This window comes from Lysobacter claricitrinus, assembly GCF_045866565.1.
Lineage (GTDB): Bacteria > Pseudomonadota > Gammaproteobacteria > Xanthomonadales > Xanthomonadaceae > Cognatilysobacter > Cognatilysobacter claricitrinus.
Genome location: NZ_BAAFZV010000003.1, coordinates 259970 through 279562, shown reverse-complemented (window position 1 = coordinate 279562; position 19593 = coordinate 259970). Strand labels below are relative to the sequence as shown.

22 protein-coding genes and 1 pseudogene are annotated in these 19593 nt (G+C 69.7%); 12 read left to right on the top strand and 11 right to left on the bottom strand.

Annotation, left to right across the window (positions count from 1 at the left end; translation table 11 throughout):
• Positions 1-3 precede the first annotated feature (3 nt).
• The gene (locus ACKTTN_RS13190; RefSeq protein ID WP_407910358.1) at positions 4-516 is read right to left on the bottom strand and encodes a hypothetical protein; all 513 of its coding nucleotides are present in this window, start codon (positions 514-516) and stop codon (positions 4-6) included.
• A 110-nt stretch (positions 517-626) separates the two neighbouring features.
• On the opposite strand from ACKTTN_RS13190, the gene ACKTTN_RS13185 reads away from it, so the two are divergent.
• The 4 genes from ACKTTN_RS13185 (at position 627) to ACKTTN_RS13170 (ending at position 2394) form a co-directional block, all read left to right on the top strand.
• Positions 627-1109, top strand: coding sequence for a YajQ family cyclic di-GMP-binding protein (locus tag ACKTTN_RS13185; RefSeq protein ID WP_407910357.1), 483 nt, complete (start codon positions 627-629; stop codon positions 1107-1109).
• A complete protein-coding gene (locus ACKTTN_RS13180) occupies positions 1110-1658 on the top strand; it encodes a DUF1415 domain-containing protein (RefSeq protein WP_407910356.1) in 549 nt (182 codons plus the stop codon).
• Positions 1659-1739: 81 nt separating this feature from the next.
• Complete coding sequence (locus tag ACKTTN_RS13175; protein WP_407910355.1) at positions 1740-2168, top strand: hypothetical protein; 429 nt, start codon at positions 1740-1742, stop codon at positions 2166-2168.
• A gap of 1 nt (position 2169) precedes the next feature.
• Positions 2170-2394 (top strand): helix-turn-helix transcriptional regulator, encoded by a 225-nt coding sequence (locus ACKTTN_RS13170; RefSeq protein WP_407910354.1) that lies wholly within the window; start codon positions 2170-2172, stop codon positions 2392-2394.
• Between the two features lie 19 nt (positions 2395-2413).
• Here the strand turns inward: ACKTTN_RS13170 and ACKTTN_RS13165 are convergent, their stop codons facing one another.
• Together ACKTTN_RS13165 and ACKTTN_RS13160 are read right to left on the bottom strand one after the other, a co-directional pair.
• On the bottom strand, positions 2414-3115 hold the full coding sequence (locus ACKTTN_RS13165; protein ID WP_407910353.1) for a pseudouridine synthase: 702 nt from the start codon (positions 3113-3115) through the stop codon (positions 2414-2416).
• Entirely contained in the window at positions 3112-4137 is a 1026-nt protein-coding gene (locus ACKTTN_RS13160; protein WP_407910352.1) for a class I SAM-dependent methyltransferase, read from the bottom strand. Before ACKTTN_RS13160 ends, ACKTTN_RS13165 begins: the two co-directional genes overlap by 4 nt.
• A gap of 128 nt (positions 4138-4265) precedes the next feature.
• Here ACKTTN_RS13160 and ACKTTN_RS13155 point away from each other — a divergent pair, with 128 nt between their 5' ends.
• Complete coding sequence (locus tag ACKTTN_RS13155; protein WP_407910351.1) at positions 4266-4526, top strand: hypothetical protein; 261 nt, start codon at positions 4266-4268, stop codon at positions 4524-4526.
• 10 nt (positions 4527-4536) lie between these two features.
• On the opposite strand, the gene ACKTTN_RS13150 is transcribed toward ACKTTN_RS13155, so the two are convergent.
• Entirely contained in the window at positions 4537-5205 is a 669-nt protein-coding gene (locus tag ACKTTN_RS13150) for a M23 family metallopeptidase (RefSeq protein ID WP_407910350.1), read from the bottom strand.
• Between the two features lie 116 nt (positions 5206-5321).
• Between ACKTTN_RS13150 and ACKTTN_RS13145 the strand changes: the two genes are divergently transcribed.
• The 4 genes from ACKTTN_RS13145 (at position 5322) to ACKTTN_RS13130 (ending at position 9830) form a co-directional block, all read left to right on the top strand.
• Positions 5322-5636: a DUF3247 family protein gene (locus ACKTTN_RS13145; protein ID WP_407910349.1), complete on the top strand. Its 315-nt coding sequence runs from the start codon at positions 5322-5324 to the stop codon at positions 5634-5636.
• 116 nt (positions 5637-5752) lie between these two features.
• A complete protein-coding gene (locus ACKTTN_RS13140; protein WP_407910348.1) occupies positions 5753-6364 on the top strand; it encodes a PAS domain-containing protein in 612 nt (203 codons plus the stop codon).
• A gap of 195 nt (positions 6365-6559) precedes the next feature.
• Positions 6560-8674, top strand: coding sequence for a PAS domain S-box protein (locus tag ACKTTN_RS13135; RefSeq protein ID WP_407910347.1), 2115 nt, complete (start codon positions 6560-6562; stop codon positions 8672-8674).
• 106 nt (positions 8675-8780) lie between these two features.
• Positions 8781-9830, top strand: a complete 1050-nt coding sequence (locus ACKTTN_RS13130; protein ID WP_407910346.1) for a sensor domain-containing diguanylate cyclase — start codon at positions 8781-8783, stop codon at positions 9828-9830.
• 80 nt (positions 9831-9910) lie between these two features.
• Here the strand turns inward: ACKTTN_RS13130 and ACKTTN_RS13125 are convergent, their stop codons facing one another.
• On the bottom strand, positions 9911-10117 hold the full coding sequence (locus ACKTTN_RS13125; RefSeq protein WP_115647238.1) for a cold-shock protein: 207 nt from the start codon (positions 10115-10117) through the stop codon (positions 9911-9913).
• A gap of 191 nt (positions 10118-10308) precedes the next feature.
• On the bottom strand, positions 10309-10740 hold the full coding sequence (locus tag ACKTTN_RS13120; protein WP_407910345.1) for a hypothetical protein: 432 nt from the start codon (positions 10738-10740) through the stop codon (positions 10309-10311).
• 97 nt (positions 10741-10837) lie between these two features.
• Here ACKTTN_RS13120 and ACKTTN_RS13115 point away from each other — a divergent pair, with 97 nt between their 5' ends.
• From ACKTTN_RS13115 to ACKTTN_RS13105, 3 genes and pseudogenes are all read left to right on the top strand, one after another.
• Entirely contained in the window at positions 10838-11104 is a 267-nt protein-coding gene (locus tag ACKTTN_RS13115) for a DUF3297 family protein (RefSeq protein WP_407910344.1), read from the top strand.
• Positions 11105-11213: 109 nt separating this feature from the next.
• Positions 11214-12314, top strand: a pseudogene (locus ACKTTN_RS13110) (PilT/PilU family type 4a pilus ATPase); the annotation flags it as partial.
• 206 nt (positions 12315-12520) lie between these two features.
• Positions 12521-13318, top strand: coding sequence for an MOSC domain-containing protein (locus ACKTTN_RS13105; protein WP_407910343.1), 798 nt, complete (start codon positions 12521-12523; stop codon positions 13316-13318).
• 7 nt (positions 13319-13325) lie between these two features.
• On the opposite strand, the gene ACKTTN_RS13100 is transcribed toward ACKTTN_RS13105, so the two are convergent.
• The 5 genes from ACKTTN_RS13100 to ACKTTN_RS13080 all read right to left on the bottom strand — a co-directional run bounded on the left by ACKTTN_RS13100 (position 13326) and on the right by ACKTTN_RS13080 (position 19387).
• Complete coding sequence (locus ACKTTN_RS13100) at positions 13326-14306, bottom strand: NAD(P)H-quinone oxidoreductase (RefSeq protein ID WP_407910342.1); 981 nt, start codon at positions 14304-14306, stop codon at positions 13326-13328.
• A gap of 61 nt (positions 14307-14367) precedes the next feature.
• Positions 14368-15978, bottom strand: a complete 1611-nt coding sequence (locus ACKTTN_RS13095) for a diguanylate cyclase domain-containing protein (RefSeq protein WP_407910341.1) — start codon at positions 15976-15978, stop codon at positions 14368-14370.
• Between the two features lie 202 nt (positions 15979-16180).
• A complete protein-coding gene (locus ACKTTN_RS13090) occupies positions 16181-16777 on the bottom strand; it encodes a YdeI/OmpD-associated family protein (RefSeq protein ID WP_407910340.1) in 597 nt (198 codons plus the stop codon).
• Positions 16778-16808: 31 nt separating this feature from the next.
• Positions 16809-17702, bottom strand: a complete 894-nt coding sequence (locus ACKTTN_RS13085) for a 5'-nucleotidase, lipoprotein e(P4) family (RefSeq protein WP_407910339.1) — start codon at positions 17700-17702, stop codon at positions 16809-16811.
• A gap of 410 nt (positions 17703-18112) precedes the next feature.
• On the bottom strand, positions 18113-19387 hold the full coding sequence (locus ACKTTN_RS13080) for a L,D-transpeptidase family protein (protein WP_407910338.1): 1275 nt from the start codon (positions 19385-19387) through the stop codon (positions 18113-18115).
• Between the last annotated feature and the right edge of the window lie 206 nt (positions 19388-19593).

The following is a 19593-nucleotide window of genomic DNA, read 5'->3' as shown; positions in this document are numbered from 1 at the left end:
GCGCTAGGTCGTTCCGCGCAACCTTGCGAAGCGCCGTAACCGCGCGCGCAGCACCAGCGCATGCGCGAAGGGATAGCCGCCCAGCAGGCCGCCGAGCATCGGCACGGTGGTGTGCATCGACGTCGGCAGCACCGTCAGACCGCCCGCGGCAGACAACGTGGCGCGCGCCAGCACGGCGACCGCGAGCAGCACCATGAAGAGCCGGTGCGGGCGCGCTTCGACGAAACGCCCGTCGCGTCGAAGGTCGGTGGTTAGGCCGGCGCCCGCGCCGAGCACCAGGCCGACGCCCAGCCCCATGGCGAGCGCGGTGACCGAATCGGGATGCCGCCAGCCGGCAATCGCGAACGCGATGAGCAGCGCGACCGCGAGAAGCACCGCGCGCAAAGTGAGGGGCGGACCGAACACGGGCTGCCACACCGGCCGCCGGAACGGCCGGCGCAGCAGGCTGACGACGCCGAGGACGATGCCCAGCGCCATCACCGCCACCAGCAGCGCGAGCGCGATCAGCAGCGGCACGGGGACGTGGATCGCGAGGAAACCGGCGTCATCCGCTGAGCATTGCGCGGCCGCCGTCGTCGCCGCGCGACCGCTGCGCTAACCTGTCGCGGTCTTTACGGGAATCCGCCATGCCTTCGTTCGATATCGTCTCGGAAGTCGATGCCCACGAGCTCACCAATGCCGTCGACCAGGCCAACCGCGAACTGACCACGCGCTTCGACTTCAAGGGGGTCGAGGCGAAGTTGGAGCTCGAGGGCGAGACCATCAACCTGTCCGCGCCGAGCGAGTTCCAAGTCAAGCAGCTCACCGACATCCTGCGCGCGCGGCTCGTCGCCCGCGGCATCGACGCGCGCTGCCTCGAATTCAAGGACGTGCTGGTGAACGTGGCCGGCGCGCGGCAGACGGTGGCGGTCAAGCAGGGCATCGAGCGCGAGCTGGCGAAGAAGATCCAGACCGCGATCAAGGACAGCAAGGCCAAGGTCGACAGCCAGATCAACGGCGACAAGCTGCGCGTGACCGGCAAGAAGCGCGACGACCTGCAGGGCGTGATGGCGCTGCTGCGCGGCGCGGAATTCGAGCGCCCGCTGCAGTTCGACAACTTCCGCGACTGAGTGGACGCCGGCGACGAGCCCGTCGAGATCGCCGCGACGCGCCGGTGGCTGGAGCGCGCGGTGATCGGACTCAACCTGTGCCCGTTCGCGAAGGCAGTGCACGTGAAGCGCCAGATCCGCTTCGTGTTGAGCGACGCACGCGACACCGAAACGCTTGGCGACGAACTCGAACGCGAACTTCTGCATCTGCAGGAAACGCCAGCGGACTACACCGACACCACGCTGATCGTGCATCCGCACGTGCTGCAGGATTTTGCGGACTACAACGATTTCCTCGACGTCGCCGATCGCACGCTGCGCAGGCTCGGGCTGGAAGGCGACATCCAGGTCGCGAGCTTCCATCCCGACTACGTGTTTGCCGGCGAGCCCGCGGACGATGCGTCGAACTGCACGAACCGCACGCCCTACCCCACGCTGCACCTGCTGCGCGAGGCCAGCATCGATCGCGCGGTCGCCGCGTATCCGGATCCGGACGTGATCGTCGAACGCAACATCGCGACGATGCGGCGGCTCGGCGCCGACGCCTTCCGTCGGCTCCTCGAACCGTGATGTAAATTTTTCTTGACATGCGTCGCGGCCAGGGCGCAACCTTCGATGTAAGGTTTTTCATACATCGCGAGGTGCGCCGTCATGCCGGTTTCGTTCGAGGAAAAAAGCCAGTGGCTGGTGTTGATCGCACTGGTCGTCGTGTACGGCGGTTACTTCGCACATATCCTTCCGGGGCACGGTGCGAACGTCGGGCCCGGCGACATGGCGCTGTTCTGCGTCGCCGTGGCGGCGCTGGTCGCGCTCCAGGTCGCCGGCCACATCGTTCTCGCCATCGCGAGCCGGCGTGAGCTCTCGCGCGGCGTGCAGCGCGACGAACGCGATACGCGCATCGACCTGCGTGCAGGCCGCATCGCGTCGTACCTGCTGGCGACCGGCGTGTTCGTTTCGCTCGCGGTGGCCCTGATGATTCCCGGCAACTTCGCCTTCGTGCACGTGCTGTTCGGCTCGCTCGTGCTGTCGAACATCTGCGACGCGGGCGCACGCATCGCGCTGTACCGCCGGGGCGCCTGACGTGGGCAAGGCCACGCGGCGCCTGACGAATCGCCTGCGCGAACTGCGCCAGGACGCGGCCCTGACGCAGCAGGACCTTGCGGATGCCGCCGGCGTGACGCGGCAGACGATCATCGCGATCGAAGGCGAGAAATACTCGCCCTCGCTGGAAGTCGCGTTCCTCATCGCCGAGGCGCTCGACGCGGCGATCGACGACGTCTTCCAGCTGCAGCGCCGCGCCGGCTAGGCGCCGGCGATCCGGCGGATCAACCGGCGAAGACGGCGTCGATATCCGCGGGCGTCAGCGAGCGCCATTGGCCCGGCGGCAGGTCGCCGAGCCCCAGCGCACCGATGCGCGCGCGATGCAATGCGTCGACGTGATTGCCCACCGCGGCGAACATGCGGCGCACCTGGTGGTAGCGGCCTTCGGTGATGGTGAGGCGCGCGTGGCGGGCGTCGATAACCTCGAGCGTCGCGGGCGCGAGCGGCGTGGTTTCGTTGTCGAGCATCAGAGTGCCGCTCGCGAAGAGCGCGGCCTCGTCGCCGCGCAGGTCGTTGGCCAGCGTCGCTTCGTAGACCTTGGGCACGTGGTGTTTCGGCGAAATGATCCGGTGCAGCAACACGCCGTCGTCGGTCATCAGCAGCAGTCCGCTGGTGTCGCGGTCGAGCCGGCCGACGGTGGACAGGATCGGATCGCGCGCGCGAAAGCGCGGCGGCAGCAGGTCGTAGACGAGGCGACCGGTGTCCTTGGTCGAACACGTGTAGCCGGCGGGCTTGTGCAGCATCAGCGCGAGGCCCGGCGGCGGGTCGAGCGGCTCGCCATCGAAGCGGACGTCGTAAGGATCGCGCACGTCGTCGGCATACAGCACGTCGCCGCCGGCATCGGTGATGCGGCCCTCGCGGAACATCTGCTGCACCTGCCGGCGCGAGCCGTAGCCGAGGTTGGCGATCAGTCGCAGCAGCTTCATCGCCGCGCCTCGAACGCCTTGAAGCCGCGTGCGTCGACGAGCACGCGCACGTCGCGGAACAGCGTAGCGAGCGTCGCCTCGTACGGCAGATGGCGGTTGGCGACCATGAAGAAACGTCCGCCGGGATTCAACGCCGCGGCCGCGACTTCGATGAAGCGCCGTCCGAGGTCCGGGCGATCGAGGCGGTCGTCGGCATGGAACGGTGGATTGCTGACGATCACGTCGAAGCGCGTGTCGATGCCGGCGGTGACGTCGGCCCAGTGCGTGTCGATGGCCACGCGCGGCGCGAAGCGCGCGAGGTTGTGCGCGAGCAGCGGCAGCGCGCGACGTTGCGCTTCGTACGCGTCGAGCGCCACGACCCCCGGATTGCGCGTCAGCAGTTCGATCGCGAGATACCCCCAGCCGGCGCCGAAGTCGGCGGCGCGTCCGGCGAGATCGGTCGGCAGGTGCGCGGCGAGCAGCGCGGATGCGACGTCGACGCGATCCCATGCGAACAGGCCGGGACGACTCAGCACGTCGCCACCAAGGATCGGCCGCGACGCATCGAGCGCCAGCCACTCCTGCACGACCGACGGCACGCTGCCGCCCGGCTGCGTCCACACCACGCGGCATTTGTGTTTGCTGAGCACGTTCACCTCGCCCGCGAGTGCGGCGAGGTCGTCCTGCATGGAGCGCGCGCCGGCGTTGTTGGCCGCGCACGCGACGACGCGACCGGTATCGCCGGCCAGCGTGATCGCGCGGGCCAGCATCGCGCGGGACTGTTCGCGCTGGCGCGGCGGCAGCACCAGCACGGTGGGGAAGGTGGGTGGCGGCGTGAACTCGGCAGCGGCGACCTCGATGCCGTTGCGCTCGAGCGCGGCCGCCGCGGGGCGATAGTCCTGCTCGCAGGAGATGCCGAGGGGCGCCCAGCGTTGCAACGCCGGGCCGGGGCGCGCGCCGAGGAAGGCCGCTCCGGCCGGAGACGGCAGCAGCTCGTCGTCGAAGGGAAGGAACAGGGCGTCGAGGGCCGGATCAGCGTGCACGGCGGCGTCAGGGTCGGGCGGCGCGACAGTCTAGGGCCTCGCCGATTGCCGCGACCGCAACACCCGCTTCATCGCATGCGAACACGCGCCGGGACAGTCTGCCTGCATCCCATCCATCCGGAGGCGACATGATCCGTGCACTCTTCGTCGGGGGCGTAGTCGACAACAGCGAAATGGACCTGGACGGTCCGCAGCCACCGAAGCATTACCCGGAGAACACGGGCGGTGGCGCGCCGCGCTACAGCCTCCGGCAAGTCGGCACGGCGGACGATCGCGTCGTCTACGCGGTCTATGGCGCGCCCGATGTCGACGACGGCTTCGTGACGCGCATCGCCGACGAACGCGATTACGCGCGCCGCTTCTCGGCGCAGGCACGCACGGTGCACTGATCCACGGGAGTCAGCGCGCGAGCAACGGATACGGGTTGATCGCGGTGGACTTCCACCACTGCTTCTCGGGCCCGAGATCGCCGACCGTGAAATGCAGGTGCGGCGCTTCCGGGGTTGCGTCGCCTGTGCTGCCGACGTAGCCGATCACCTGCCCCTGCTTCAGCGCCTGCCCTTCGGCGAGCCCGGCGGCATAGCCCTGCAGGTGCGCGTAGTAGTAGACGCGACGCCCCTCCGGATCGAACTGGTAGATGGTCAGGCCGCCGAGCTTGCTGGTGAACAGCTTGGCGACCGGCCCGTCCACCGCGGCGAGTACCGGCGTGCCGGCCGGCGCCATGATGTCGATGGCCTCGTGCAGGCGGCCTGCGGCGCGGCTCTGCGTGTAGGTGTCGACCAGCTGCGAGGGCGCGATGCCCTGCACGGGAATGATCAGGCCGCTCGACGTGATCGCCGGCGTGGTGGTGACCGCGGGCGTCGCTGCTGGCGCAGGCGCGGGTGCGGCTGCGGCCGATGCCGGTGGCGTCGACGTTGTCGGAGCGGGTGCCGATGCAGTCGACGCCGGCGGCGTTGCCGCTACGGTTGGAGTTGTCGGGCATGGCGCGGCGTTCGAGCGCGCGTAGTACCACGCGACGTTCGCGCCGAGCAGCGCGCCGATGGCGAAGACGAGCAGGTAACGAAGCATGTGGAACCTCCGGCCGCCGATGCTGCGCAGCGGCTGTTCGCGCCGGCGTGAAGCCGCTTCGTTCACCACGGTTTGGCGCGCGGGCAGCGAGCATCCAGCCACCAGGAGACCACCGCATGCGCATCGCTCCCCGTGTCTACACCCGCCAGCCCGACATCGACCGCCTGCAGGCGCTGGCCTGCGACCTGCCGAACGACGAGCACGTGCGCATTACCCTCGTCGACGGGCGCGTCTTCACCGGCACCGTCGCCGCGCGGCCGATCACGCAGCAGTTCTTCGACCCCGACGGCGCCGAGGGCACCAACGGCACCGTGCGCATCGAGCAGCAGGCGCTCGATCATCCCGAGGACGCACGCTGGGTCGATCTCTACCTCGACCAGATCCTCGAAGTGCGCCACATCGATCGCAGCGAGCTCGAGCGTCGTTCGTAAACACGTTGAAGCGACTGTGCGAAAAGACACGTCGCCAATGAACAGGCAGCGTTGACGCATGCTTCACGGAACTAGGCAAATCTTCGCCGGCCCCTCACGTTGCGGAGTTCCGGGTAATGCACATGCAGGTTCAAGGATCCCACGCGACGCGCGGCGCGCTCGTGCACCTGCATCCGATGCTCGATCTCCTGCCCGCCGGCGCCTGCGTCTGCGACGCACGCGGTCGCATTACCCATTGCACGCCTAAAGCGGTTGCGCTTTGGGGCTGCCAACCGACGCGCGATGACGACACGCCGCGCTGGAGCGGTGCGGTGCAACTGTTCGACGAAGAAGGCCGGCCGATGCCGCACAACGCATCGCCACTCGCGCGCGCGGTGGCCGACGGCGTGGCGCATCACGGTCGTCGCGTGCAGCTCGCGCGTCCCGATGGCAGTCGTCGCCACGCGCTGAGCTATGCAAGCCCGCTGATCGACGACAACGGCGAGGTCGTCGGTGGACTCGACCTGCTCGTCGACGTCACCGAGCAATACCGCGTAGCGAAGGCGGAGCGGGACCGCGTGCGCGCGCAGGGCGAACAGCTTGTCGCGCTCGCCTGCGAAATCCGCGCAAGCCTGACCCCGCTGCGCCGGCCCGATCGCGAAGTCAGCGCGCCCGCGTTCGACGACCAGCTGCGCCACATCACCCGCCTGGTCGACCGCGTGCTCAACCTCGAGGTCGACGCCGACTGAGGCCCGCGCTTGATCTTGGGCCCCGTGCGCTCCACCCTGAGCGCCGCCCGGGCGCCCGTGCCCTGAATTCCACGCCGGCCGAACCATGCGAACCACACGACATCGGGGCGTCTTCGCCGCGCTTCGCGGCCGCGCCGCACGCGGCTCATGCATGCCTGCGACGCCTGCGCGTGTTGCCGCGCAGCAATCGGCGCCATGAATAGCGCCACCCTCGACCGATCGCTCGACACTGCGCTCGAGGCCACGTTCGCCGACGCACCGTTCGGCATCGGCTGCGTCGACAACTCCGCGCGCTGGCTGCATGCGAATGCGGCGCTGCGATCGATGCTGGGCGCCGACGCGTTGCCTTCACTGCGCAGCCTCGCCGGCCCGCTGCACGCGGCCGCGCTCGACGATCTGCTCGCCGGGCGACGCGCGCGCCTGCGCCTGGAACCCGACCACGTCGGCGGTCGCCCCGTGCTCGACCTGCTGCGCATGGTCGATGTCGACGGCCGCGTCGCCGGCTTCGTCGTGCATGCGGAAGATCTGTCGGCGCAGTCGCACGCGATCGCCGAGCGCGACGCCTTCTTCGCGCTGACGCCGGACCTGCTCGCATTCGTCGATGCGCGTGATCGCCTCGTCGAAGTGAATCCGGCGTGGGAAGCGACGCTGGGCTGGCCCGCGCGCGAGCTGCTCGGTCACCGCGTCGGCGAATTCGTGCACGACGACGATCGCGATCGCGTGCTCGCGCAGCTGGCCGACGTGCGCGGCGGCCTTGCCGATGCGACGTTCCGCGGCCGCCTGCGCTCGCGTTACGGCGGCTATCGCTGGATCGAATGGCAGGTGCGCGAATTCGACGTCGCGCGGCTGTACTGCACCGCGCGTGACGTCACCGACCAGGTCCGCGCGCGCGATTCGCTGCTGCGCCATCGCGACGAGCTCGAACGCCGAATCGCGCAGCGCACGCACGAACTCGATCGCGCGCTCGCGCGCCTGCAGCTGCACGCGGACAACTCGCCGCTGGCCACCATCGAATGGGATCGCCAGCTGCGCGTGTCGCACTGGTCGCATCGCGCGCGCGAGATGTTCGGCTGGCGCGAGGACGAGATCCTCGGCCGCGAGCCGTCGACCGCGCCTCTGCTGCATCCCGGCGACGCCGCGTCGGTCGACGCGGCGATGCAACGCCTCGCCTCGCGCGACGCGTCGCGCAACGTGCACACCGTGCGCATGGTCGCGCGCGACGGACGCGTGCGCGTCTGCGAATGGTTCGACTCCGCGCTGTTCGATTCCAGCGGCCGCGTCAGTTCGATCCTGTCGCTGGTTCAGGACGTCACCGAACGCGAGGCCGCATCGGCCGCGCTCGCCGACAGCGAGGAACGCTTCCGCCTCGCGTTCGAGCAGACCGCGGTCGGCATGGGGCACGTCACGCTCGACGGCCGCTGGCTGCGCATCAACCGCCGCCTCGCCGACCTGCTGGGCCGCGACGTCGACGCGCTCGCCGGCACTGCGCTGCGCGACGTCGTGCATCCCGACGATCGCGACGCCGATGCGGTCGACATGGCGCGCCTGCTCGCCGGCGACATCGATTCTTTCGACATCGAAACGCGCCTGCGCTGTGCGGACGGCCGCGCTGTTTGGACACGCCGGCGCGTTTCGCTGCGTCGCGATGCCACCGGTACGCCGGTCCACCTGATCGTGGTGGTCGAGGACATCGACGCGCGCAAGGCCGCCGAAGCGGCGCTGCAGCGCGCGCACGAGGACCTCGAAGCGAAGGTCGCCGAGCGCACGCTGGAACTCGAACGGCTGATGGCGGTGCTCGAAGAGCAGGCGCGGCAGGATGCGCTGACCGGGCTGCCGAATCGCCGCGGCCTGATGGAACGCCTGCCGCGATCGATCGACCGCAGCGCGCGGCACGAAGGCGCGATCGTGGTGATGTTCGTCGACCTCGACCGCTTCAAGCAGGTCAACGACACGCTGGGGCACGACGCCGGCGACGCACTGCTGCGCGAATGCGCGCGCCGGCTGGTGGCGGCGGTGCGCAAGACCGACATCGTCGCGCGGCTCGGCGGCGACGAATTCGTCATCGTGCTCGAGAACGTGCGCGATCCGGCGACGCACGCGCGCCGCGTCGCCGAGAAGGTGCGGCATGCGCTCGCACTGCCGGTCGATGTCGGACCGGCGTCGGTCGGCGTGTCGGCCAGCGTCGGCGTGGTCGTGCAGATGGCCGGCACGATGACCGCCGACGAACTGATCGCGCAGGCGGACCGCCGCATGTACGCGGCCAAACACGCCGGCGGCAATGCGGTGCGCACGGACGACGGCGCGGGCTGAAGCGCGACGCGCATCACCTTTCTTCACGCGTTTGCGGGGGAATTCCCCACATGCCGCGTGATGCGCGTATCGCTAAGCTGGGGCGACTCCCACTGCCCGACGCGCCATGCCTGCCGCCGCCCTGCCCGCCAACGAAATGTCCCGCCAGACGCTGCTCGAAGCGCTCGGCATCCTCGACACCGCGCCGGAAGACGACTACGACGACATCGTGCGCATCGCCGCGACGGTCTGCCGCGCGCCGACCGCGACCATCTCGCTGGTCGATGCGGACCGCCAGTGGTTCAAGGCGCGCGTCGGCATCGATGACGCCGAAACCCCGCGCGAAATCTCGTTCTGCGCGCACGCCATCCTCGACCCGGGCGACCCGCTGGTCGTCGAAGACGCCACCGCTGATCCCCGCTTTTCCGACAACCCATTGGTCACCGAGAAGGGCTATCGCTTCTATGCGGGTGCGCCGATCGAGGCGGGCGGCATGCCGGTCGGTACGGTCTGCGTACTGGATCGCGAGCCGCGCACGCTGACGCAACCGCAGATCGAGGTGCTGCAGGCGCTGGCGCGCCAGGTCGCGCGGATGATCGAACTGCGCCGCGCGAGCCGGCTGTTGAAGCTGCACCTGCGCGAGCGCGAATGGTTCGCCTCGCAGCTGGTCCGTCACGAGGCGCTGTTGCAGTCGCACGCGCCGCAGGCTGCGCCGAAAGGCGTGGTCGACCCGCTGACCCGGCTCCCCGGCCCCGCCGCGTTCGCCGAGGCGCTGGACGCCGAGATCGCCGCACGCGGCGGCGAAGAGCTGCAGGTCGCCCGCATCGAGATCGACGAACTCGACACGTTCGAGGACATCCACGGCCGCGAGGAAACGCAGCGGATCCTGCGCGAACTCGCCCGGCTGCTGAGCGCGGGCGACGTGGCCGAGGGCCGTGTCGCGAGGATCGGCACCGGATTCGCGATGGTGATGCCGCTGCCGCTGACGCAGGCGGTGGCGCAATGCGTGCGGCTGTCCGATCTCGCCGGCAATCCGGCGTTCGGCGTGCCGGTCACGCTCAGCATTGGCCTGGCGACGGTCGAGCCCGGCGAGCGCGGCAGCGACGCGCTCGAATGCGCGGAGCATGCACTGGCGCAGGCGCGCGGCGCGGGTGGTGCGCGCGTCGAGGTGCGCTGAGCATCGCCTCCCGATCGCGCGCAAAAAAAAGCCCGGCCGAAGCCGGGCTTTTTAATTTGCGACCAGAGGGTCAGCGCGGATTACTCCGGCTGAACGGCCTCGGCCTGCAGGCCCTTCTGACCCTGGGTCACGGTGAAGGAGACCTTCTGGCCTTCCTTCAGCGACTTGAAGCCCTGGGTCTGGATCGCGCGGAAATGCACGAAGACGTCTTCGCCATTCTCGCGGCTGATGAAGCCGAAGCCCTTGGCGTCGTTGAACCACTTCACGGTGCCGGTTTCACGGGACATTGTGTAACTCCTGGAACATATCTAAAGGTGCCGCACGGGGCGGCGATGGCGCTGTTCACAAGGAGTGATCTAGCAACGATGGAGCGGATCAGCGATCTACAGCATCGGGTCACAGGTCACGGTGACCCCCGGAGCAGCGGAGCTACCGTAGAGCGTGTTCCGGCCAATTGCAACGTCCGTCTGTCGCTTCTTCAGGCGGGAGGCAGCGGCAGTGCGACCGACGGCGCCGCCGCTTCGTCCAGCTGCGGATCGGCCAGCAGCCAGCGCTCGGCTCCGGCTTCGTCGCGGAACACCCGCCCGACCAGCCCCGCATTGACCGCACGCGCCTCGGCCGCGACCAGCAGGCCGGCGTCCTCGGTCGCGTCCACGTAGGCCACCCGCATGTCGCGGAAACCCATGCCGATCAGGGCGTCCACGACGTCGGCCATCTCCGCGGGCACCGCATTGCCGGCCAGCGCCTCGACCACCAGCAGCCGGCGGACGCCGCGCGCGCGGCACTCGGCCTCGATCTCCGTCCAGTAGGCGATCGACACCTCGAACGTGTCCTCGGGCCCGTCGACGCGGGCGAACAGGTAGTGCTCGCGCGGCTCGAACCGGAGCGTGTAGGGCGGCGTCTCGTTCATACGCCCGAGCCTAGCGGCAAGCGATCAGCGGCCGCACGGGCGGTAGGTCACGGTCGGCTGCGATAATGCCGGCCCGATTCACCCGGCCCCATCGACCATGACCGACACGTTTCCCGACCGCCTCGCCACCGACCCGCGCAGCCCCTTCCACGACGCCGCCCTGCTCGAGCGCGGCATCGGCATCCGCTTCAACGGCAAGGAGCGCACTGACGTCGAGGAGTACTGCGTGAGCGAGGGCTGGATCCGCGTCGCCGCCGGCAAGGCGCGCGACCGCCGTGGCCAGCCGATGACGCTGAAGCTTCGCGGCAGCGTCGAACCGTTCGCGCTGCTGCCCGACGCCACGTCGGACGCCGACGCCGGCTGAGGCCGCGGAACCGTGTGCGATCTCCGGATCGCCACGCGGCGCACGGTTCACGCTGTTCATCGTCGGCGCGCGCGGCCGATATCGCAGGGGTCTCCCCCGATCGCCGCGCATGACCCAGCTCACCGACGACCAGGCTCGCGATTACATGCACAAGCTCCTGGCCGCCATGGCGAACGCCGGCGGCTCGGACCTGTTCATCGCGCACGATTTCCCGCCGAGCATGAAGGCGCACGGGCAGATGACGCCGCTGAGCCCGCAGAAGCTCACCGGCGCCGTCACCCAGCAGCTGGCGCGTTCGCTCATGAACGAGAAGCAGCGCGCCGAATTCGCGACCGAATTCGAGTGCAACTTCGCGATCGTCGTGCCCGGCGTCTCGCGTTTTCGCGTCAACGTGTTCATGCAGCAGGGCCACGTCGGCATGGTGCTGCGCACGATCGCCGCGGAAATCCCGAATTTCGAGAAGCTGCGCCTGCCCGACGTGCTCAAGGATCTGGTGCTCGCCAAGCGAGGGCTGATCCTGCTGGTCGGCGGCACCGGCTCGGGCAAGTCAACCTCGCTCGCGGCGATGCTCGACCACCGCAACCGCACCACGGCCGGACACATCATCACGGTCGAGGATCCGGTCGAGTACGCGCATGCGTCGCAGAAATCGCTGGTCACGCACCGCGAGGTCGGCGTCGACACGCATAGCTGGCACCACGCGCTGAAGAACACGCTGCGGCAGGCACCGGACGTGATCCTAATCGGCGAGATCCGCGACGCCGAGACGATGGAGCACGCGATCGCGTTCGCCGAAACCGGCCATCTCTGCCTGTCCACGCTGCACGCCAACAGCGCGTCGCAGACGATGGAACGCATCATCAACTTCTTCCCGGAAGAACGCCGCACGCAGCTACTGATGGATCTGTCCGCCAACCTGCGCGCGATCGTCTCGCAGCGACTGGTGCGCACGGAGGACGGCAAGGGCCGCGCGGCGGCGATCGAGATCCTGATCAACACGCCGACCATCGCCGAGAAGATCTTCAAGGGCGAGTTCAACGAGCTCAAGGGGATCATGAACAAGTCGCGCGAGCTTGGCATGCGCACGTTCGACTGGGCGCTGTTCGAGCTCTACAACGACGGCCTGATCAGCTACGACGAGGCGATCCGCAATGCGGATTCGGCGAACGAGCTGCGACTGAACATCAAGCTCAAGAGCCAGCGTGGCGAACCGGCGAATGCCGCCGCGCTGTCGTTGTCGCTGCACGCCGCACCGAGCGCCGAAGAAGCCGAAACGATCCGTCGCGAGGAGTTGCGCAAGCAACAGGAAAAGCGCGAGCAGATCGAACTGGAGCGGATGCAGCGCGAGAAGCTCGGCCGCCCGGCCTGACGCCGCGCATGGCGATAATGGTGGCCTGACCGGAGCCACCACCTCGAATGCACGTCGCCTCGCTGCACCTGTACCCGCTGAAGTCATGCGCGCCGTTGGCGGTCGACGCGCTCGACATCACGCCGCGCGGCCCCGCCGGTGATCGCCGCTGGCTGGCCGTCGACGCGGATGGCCACTTCCTGACCGCACGCAAGCACCCGCGACTGGTGGGCATCCGCGCATTGCCTGATGCACGCGGCATCGCGCTGTCGGCGAACGACGCGCCGCCGATCCGCGTCGATTCTCCGGCGCCGAACGCAACGCGCCGTAGCGTCGTCATCTGGGACGACCGCGTCGAAGCCGTCGATGCAGGCGACGACGTGGCGGCATGGCTGTCGAGCTACCTCGGCATTCCCGCGCGGCTCGTGCACATGGACGACAGCGTGCATCGACCGGTCGACCCGGACCACGCGACTGCGGGCGACGAAGTCAGCTTCGCCGATGGCTATCCGCTGCTGGTGATCTCGCAGGCGGCGCTCGACGGCCTCAATGCACGCCTGCCCTCGCCCGTGCCGATGGCGCGCTTCCGCCCGAACATCGTCGTCGCTGGAGTTGCGCCGCATGCCGAGGATGACTGGCGACGCGTGCGCATCGGCGGCATTGAATTCGACGCGGTGAAGACGTGCATACGTTGCGTGTTCACCACGATCGATCCCGCGACGATGACGCGCGATCCCGCGGGCGAACCGTTGCGTACGCTGCTGACCTATCGACGCACGCCGAAGGGCGTCGCGTTCGGGATGAACCTGATTCCGCGCGGTACCGGCCCCATCGCGATCGGCGACGACGTCACCCCGATCGCCTGACGACGCGTCACGTCACCAGCACCACCTTGCCGGTGTGCCGGCCCGATTCCAGCCAGGCATGCGCCTGCGCGGCATCGACCAGCGGGAACGTGCGATCGACGACGACGCGCACGCGGCCATCATTGATCCACGGCCACACCACGCGTTCGACTTCGGCGGCAAGTCGCGCCTTCTCGTCGGCGTCGCGCGGCCGCAGCGTGGAACCGGTGAGCACCGCGCGCTTGCGCATGAGCATCCATACCGGCACCTCGAGCATGTCGCCGCCCTGCGACGCGATGTAGACGATGCGACCGCCCGTGTTGAGCGCCTCCATGGTCGGCGCGAAGTACGGCGCGCCGACCATGTCGAGCGCGACGTCGACGCCGCCTGCGGCTTTCGCGATCGCGCCGAACTCCTCGCGCGTGCTATCCACCGCGATGTCGGCGCCGAGATCGCGCGCCGCCTGCGCCTTCTCGGCGCCGCGCGCGGTTGCGATCACGCGCGCGCCATGCGCCTTCGCCATCTGGATCGCCATCACGCCGATGCCCGACGTCGCGCCGTGCACCAGCAGCGTCTCGCCGGGCTTGAGCGCGCCATGCTCGAACACGTTGGCGTACACGGTGAATGCGGTTTCGGGGATGGCCGCGGCGTGCACCATGTCGAGGCCCGCGGGAATCGGCAATGCGTGGCGCGCATCGACCACCGCGTATTGCGCATAGCCTCCGCCACCGAGCAGTGCGCAAACGTGGTCGCCTTCATGCCAGCGGCCCGCGGCCTGCACGACTTCGCCCGCGACCTCCAGCCCAAGCGTGGCGGGCGCGCCGGGCGGCGGCGGATAGCGGCCTTCGCGTTGCAGCAGGTCGGGGCGATTCACGCCGGCGGCGAGGACGCGCAGCAGCAGTTGCCCGGGCGCCGGTTCGGGACGATCGGCGATCACCGGGTGCAAGGCGTCGGCCGGACCCGCGCCGTCGCGCACGGCGATCGCGGTCATGGTGTCGGGCAGGCTCATCGTCAACTCGCGTCGGAAGGACGCCGAACCCTAACGCACGGTCGCGTTGCGCCGCGTCGACTCAGTGCGACGCGGCGGACGCCAGTTCCGGCGCCCACAGCGTGGCGCGACCCTTGCCGCTGCGCTTGGCGTTGTACATGGCCTGGTCGGCGCGCGACAGCAGTGTCGTTGCGTCGATGCCGCTACGGGGCTTGTACACCGCGACGCCGACGCTCGACGACAGGTGCCGCGGCGTATCGCCGACGAGGTACGGCGCCTCGGCCACGCGCAGCAGCTTGCCGGCAACGATGTCGGCGGTGGGCATCGGCTCGGCGAAGGCTTCGGCGATCACCACGAACTCGTCGCCCGCCAAGCGCGCGACCATGTCGACGGCGCGCACCGAGTCGCGGATGCGGCAGGCGAATTCGCGCAGCACGTCGTCGCCGGCGTCGTGGCCGCAGGTGTCGTTGACCTGCTTGAAGCCATCGAGGTCGATGAAGTACACGCCGAGCGCGGTGCCATTGCGGTCCGCGCGCTGGATGGCGCGCGGCAGCGATTCGAGCAACAACCTGCGGTTCGGCAGGCCGGTCAGCGGGTCGTGCAGCGCCTGCATCGCCAGCGAGACCTCGAGCTGCTTGCGCTCGGTGATGTCGCGCAGGAATGCATCGAAATAGCGGCGATCACCGCGCCAGCGCGAGCGGATCGACAACTCGGTCGGAATCTCGCGGCCGTCGCGCGTCAACGCCTGCATCTCGGCGCGACGGCCGATCCATTGCGCCTCGCCGCCCGCGATGAACGTGCGTACGTCGGCGTCGAAATCCTCGCGCTGCAGCTCGGGCAGCAGCAACTCGGAGAAGCGTCGACCATACGCCTGGCTGCGCGACCAGCCGAAGATCGTGCGCGCCGCGCGGTTCCATTCGACGACGCGGCCCTCCTCGTCGAGCATGATGAACGCGTCGTTCGCCTGTTCGAGGATCGCGCGGTGGTTCGCGGCGCTCTCGACGAGTTCGGCGGTGCGTTCCTCGACGCGCGCCTCGAGTTCCTCGTTGGCACGCGCCAACGCCTGTTCGCGTTCGGCGAGCGCGTCGAGCATGCCGTTGAACGAGTCGACGAGACGACCGACCTCGTGCACGCGGCTCGGCGGTGCGCGCACGTCGTGGCGGCCTTCGCGCACGGCGTCGGCGACATCGAGCAGCCGGTACAGGCGTCGCGTGACCATGTGCGCCAGGCCGATGGCGAGCAGCGCGCCCAGCGCCACCGCGATCAGCGCGAACGCGAGGCCGTCGCGCAGCGTGTCGCGGAGCGCGCGGTCGATCGGCGCGGGATCGGAGACGACGCGCAACGTGCCGACATCGCGGCCATTCGCGTACAGCGGCAGCACCATGCCGGCCGGCGCGTCGCCGCGACGAAGCACGCTGCCGCCGTTCGCGTCGACGACCGCGACGGCCGCGAGGCCTGCGTCATCGAACAGCGTTCGCGCGATCGTGTCGACGGCCGCCCGGTCGCCGCGCGCGAGCGCTGGCGCCAGCCGCGCGGCGGCGCGGGTCGACAACTGGTGGACGTGGCGCGACTCGGCCTCGCGCAGCGACGACTGCTGGCGCAGCACCGCATGCGCGACGAACGCGGTCATCAGCACGGCCTGCACCAGCATCACGCCAGCGGCGAGCTGGCGACGCAACGACGCGCGACTCATGCGCGCCTCCGTCGACGCGCACGCCCGCGACGCGCGCAGGTGCGCATCGACGGCTCCGTTGGAGCGCCGGCCCGCGGTGCACCCGCTGCCGACGGCATGTGGTCGTACATCGGCGTCCCCGCAAACGACGTCGGCGGGACGATCCCGCGGCGGCGACCGAGGTGGTCCGCCTCATCCCTTAACGGCGCGGCCGGCCCAACCTTCAGCCGGGCAGGTGCTTCCAGTGGCGCGGCTTGCCCTCGGCCAGCCAGTCCAGCGCCTGCGCGAGACGCCGCGCGCGGGTGTCGTCACGCTTGGCCTCGACGATCCACTCGATGTAGTCGCGACGCTGGCTGGGCGAGAAACCGTCGAACGTGGCACGCGCGGCAGGGTGCGCGTCGAGCGCCTGGCGCATCGCGTCCGGCATCTCCAGCGGCGGGCGCGGCGTTCGCGTGCGCGCCGGCCGCGGTGCGTCGGTGTCGACCAGCTCGACCGCGCGGCGCACCTGTCCGGCGATGTCCGTGCTGGACGGCAGGTCGTCGAGCGACTGCAGGCGGCCGAACTGGCCCATGCCATCGTTGCGCGCCTCGCCGACCACTTCGCCGCCGCGCCAGTAGCCGAAGCTCGCGTGTTGCTTGAACGCCGCCATGCCGGCGATGAGCCGCCCGTTGTGCATGAACACCGGGCGGCCCCAGCGGATCGATTCGTCCAGATCGGCGCAGGCCGCGTGCAGGTCGCGACGCAGGCGTTCGAGCAGCGGCCGCGCAAACGGCGCGGCCTTGGCGATATACGCGTCGACGCGCGGATCGGTGGTGGTCATCGTCCTGCTCCGTCGCGATCGCGCGTCGCGCTCAGCGTGCGAGGCGCAACGCCTCGCGCTTGGCGGCGCGGCGTGCGTCGCGCGGCTTGCTGTAGTCGTTGTCGAACAGCGCGGGTTCCCACGAGCCGTAGCTCGGGTTCGACAGCACCCACCAGCGCTCGCCGAACCAGTCGCGGTGCGCGTCGTAGAGCGCGTCGCGGTTGGCCGGGGTGTTGGGCGCGACCTGCGCGAAATCGCCGAGCTGGTCGCCGAACTGCATCAGCACGCGGTACTTGCGGCCGATCAGCTGGCGGCGGCAGTTCTTGTCGCTGCCGTCCTGCTCGCACTCGGGCACCACGGTGCCCAGGCCGAGGAAGGCGTCGTCCTTCACCGCGAGGCCTGCGCTGCGCAGGTTGGCGATGGTCGCGTCCTTCAGGTCCACCGCGCGGTTGGAGATGAAGAACAGCGCGACGCCACGCGCCTGCGCGGCCTTCGCGAACTCGAGCACGCCGGGGACGGCGGTCGCCTTGCGCTCGTTGACCCATTCCGCCCACAGCGCTTCGTTGTATTCGCCGCCGGCCTGCACCAGCCGCGCCTGGTAGGGCGAGTTGTCGAGCACCGTTTCGTCGACGTCGAAGATCACCGCCGGCGGCAGGCCACCTGCGGGATTGCTGCGCTCGGCGGGATCGAGTGCATCCCAGTTGCGATCCTTCAGCGCGCGATCGAGTTCGCGCGCCGCGGCGCGATAGGTCTGCAATGAATTCGCGCGGTACTCGTCCGACGTCTGCATCCACAGCACGGCGTTGAGGTTGTCGTCGGCGGCGACGGCGGTCTTCGCGACCTCGGCCGGTGCCGGCACGGGAGCAGGTGCATCGGCGCGAACGGCATGCTGCTGGCAGCCGGCGAGCGCAAGGGCGAGGAACAGCGGGGCGAGGGACGGGCGCATGGGGTCGGTCGAAAATCCGCGGGCCGACAGTCTAGGCGGTCGGCGCGAAGGCCGGATGCCCTGCGCGGTCGGTCCTTCCGCGTCGGTCGCCGCGGGTAAGGCCCGGCGCAGCTGAGTGCGTGCCGTGACGCGCCACGTCGCAGTACGCGACGGCGCGGGTCGACGCGCAGTGGGAATTGCTTTGCACTCGTTGCGGCGTCGGGCGCGATGACGGCGGACGGCCAGCAGAGTCGTCGACCTACCCTCGACCCGCTCGAAAGCCGACGTGCGGTGGGGGCCGCATCGAAGGCTGCGTGCATGCAGCGGGGCGCGATGGTCGAAATTCGCACACGACACACTGCCGCGCGCGATCGACAGGACTCACTAGTCCGGGAGATGCGGCTCGCCGCGGACGACGGGCCGCGCACGCGTCACTCGCGCATCGTCACCTGCATGCCCTGCGACACCACCTTCGACAGCGCCTGCACGCTCCAGTTGGTCATCCGGATGCAGCCGTTGGATTCGGTCTTGCCGATGCGATCGGGGTGCGGCGTGCCGTGGATGCCGTAGTGCTCCTTGGTCAGGCCGATCCAGACGATGCCGACCGGATTGTTCGGGCCCGGCTTCACGTCCGCTTCCTTGTCGGTCTTCTTGCTGCCGGCGATCAGCTTGGGGTCGTAGTGCCACACCGGGTTCTGCTGCACCGCGGTCACTTTCCAGTCGCCGATCGGCAGGGGGAATTGCGCGCTGCCCGTGGTCACGGGGAACTCGCCAAGCGTCTTGTCGCTGGCATCGACCAGCAGCAACGCCGACTCCGACTTGTCGACCACGATCTTCGCCGGCGTCGGGAACTGCTCGCCGGGCGCCACGTGGATGACGGTGATGGTGGTGCCGGCGGCGGGTGCGGTCTTCGTCGATGCGGACGTCGATGCCGTCTTCGTCGCATCGACCTTCGCCGCTGCATCCGTCTTGGCGGTCGACGTGGCGTCCGCCTTGCCGCTCGACGCCGCATCCGCGGTGCTGTCGAGCGCGGCGAAGTCGACGTCGGGGTTGAGCTTCTTCAGCAGCGCCGGCGCCATGTGGAACTTCTCGGCGATCTTCTCCAGCGCGGTCTCGTACGGCAACGCGTCCATCTTCGCCATGTCCATCGGCTGCTTGGGGGTCTTCGCGAACGGGCCGGCGAGGTCGTCGGCGGTCAGCGTGTAGTCGACGAGCACCGGCGCGGTGTCCTGGTTGAGCAGGTCCCACGTCGCGCTGTCGAGCGTGCCGCTGGCCTTGAGGTCGTGCGCGGTCTGGAACGCCTTGACCGCGCGCTGCATGTTGCTGCCCTTAGCGCCGTCGATTTCGCCGGGCGAGAAGAACGCGCGTTCGAGCAACACCTGCGCGCGCAGCGGATCGTCCTTGGCGAGCTTGGCGTCGCCCGCGGCCGCGACGATCGGCGGCGGCGCGGGCGTGGTTGCGACGGGTGCGCCGGGGCCGGTCGCAACCGGCATGGTCGCGGTGGTCGGCGCGCCGGACTGCGCGTCCTGCATGCCGGGCGGCGCGGCGGTGCCGGGCGCTGCCGCCGGCGTCGTCGTCGCGGCCGGTGCCGCAGGCGCGGCGGCCGGCTTCGTGTCGGTCGATGGACTGGGTGACATCGAGCACGCCGCCAGCAATGCGACGGACAGCGCGGACACGAGGGGAGTCAGGACGTGCATCGATCGCATGGTGGGCTTCTGTAACCGGGGACTTCCATCCTTCGCGGCGGCGGTCGGCGGCACGTGAATCCGCGGGACGTCGCGCGGGGTCCGTTCATGCTAGCCAAGGTGCATTGGCGACGTCGCGTCGCCTGCACTCGGCGGCCCCATCCGGACGCGTCGACGCGTGCCGACGACCGGGCTGACCGTGCGCCATGCGCTCGTGCGAGCATCCG

What these genes read in the sequence shown, in the direction of transcription:
- ACKTTN_RS13185 (WP_407910357.1), top strand. Translation starts at nt 627, where the DNA reads ATGCCTTCGTTCGATATCGTCTCGGAAGTCGATGCCCACGAGCTCACC.
- ACKTTN_RS13175 (WP_407910355.1), top strand. Translation starts at nt 1,740, where the DNA reads ATGCCGGTTTCGTTCGAGGAAAAAAGCCAGTGGCTGGTGTTGATCGCA.
- ACKTTN_RS13165 (WP_407910353.1), bottom strand. Translation starts at nt 3,115, where the DNA reads ATGAAGCTGCTGCGACTGATCGCCAACCTCGGCTACGGCTCGCGCCGG.
- ACKTTN_RS13155 (WP_407910351.1), top strand. Translation starts at nt 4,266, where the DNA reads ATGATCCGTGCACTCTTCGTCGGGGGCGTAGTCGACAACAGCGAAATG.
- ACKTTN_RS13150 (WP_407910350.1), bottom strand. Translation starts at nt 5,205, where the DNA reads ATGCTTCGTTACCTGCTCGTCTTCGCCATCGGCGCGCTGCTCGGCGCG.
- ACKTTN_RS13145 (WP_407910349.1), top strand. Translation starts at nt 5,322, where the DNA reads ATGCGCATCGCTCCCCGTGTCTACACCCGCCAGCCCGACATCGACCGC.
- ACKTTN_RS13140 (WP_407910348.1), top strand. Translation starts at nt 5,753, where the DNA reads ATGCACATGCAGGTTCAAGGATCCCACGCGACGCGCGGCGCGCTCGTG.
- ACKTTN_RS13135 (WP_407910347.1), top strand. Translation starts at nt 6,560, where the DNA reads ATGAATAGCGCCACCCTCGACCGATCGCTCGACACTGCGCTCGAGGCC.
- ACKTTN_RS13130 (WP_407910346.1), top strand. Translation starts at nt 8,781, where the DNA reads ATGCCTGCCGCCGCCCTGCCCGCCAACGAAATGTCCCGCCAGACGCTG.
- ACKTTN_RS13125 (WP_115647238.1), bottom strand. Translation starts at nt 10,117, where the DNA reads ATGTCCCGTGAAACCGGCACCGTGAAGTGGTTCAACGACGCCAAGGGC.
- ACKTTN_RS13120 (WP_407910345.1), bottom strand. Translation starts at nt 10,740, where the DNA reads ATGAACGAGACGCCGCCCTACACGCTCCGGTTCGAGCCGCGCGAGCAC.
- ACKTTN_RS13115 (WP_407910344.1), top strand. Translation starts at nt 10,838, where the DNA reads ATGACCGACACGTTTCCCGACCGCCTCGCCACCGACCCGCGCAGCCCC.
- ACKTTN_RS13105 (WP_407910343.1), top strand. Translation starts at nt 12,521, where the DNA reads ATGCACGTCGCCTCGCTGCACCTGTACCCGCTGAAGTCATGCGCGCCG.
- ACKTTN_RS13100 (WP_407910342.1), bottom strand. Translation starts at nt 14,306, where the DNA reads ATGAGCCTGCCCGACACCATGACCGCGATCGCCGTGCGCGACGGCGCG.
- ACKTTN_RS13095 (WP_407910341.1), bottom strand. Translation starts at nt 15,978, where the DNA reads ATGAGTCGCGCGTCGTTGCGTCGCCAGCTCGCCGCTGGCGTGATGCTG.
- ACKTTN_RS13090 (WP_407910340.1), bottom strand. Translation starts at nt 16,777, where the DNA reads ATGACCACCACCGATCCGCGCGTCGACGCGTATATCGCCAAGGCCGCG.
- ACKTTN_RS13085 (WP_407910339.1), bottom strand. Translation starts at nt 17,702, where the DNA reads ATGCGCCCGTCCCTCGCCCCGCTGTTCCTCGCCCTTGCGCTCGCCGGC.
- ACKTTN_RS13080 (WP_407910338.1), bottom strand. Translation starts at nt 19,387, where the DNA reads ATGCGATCGATGCACGTCCTGACTCCCCTCGTGTCCGCGCTGTCCGTC.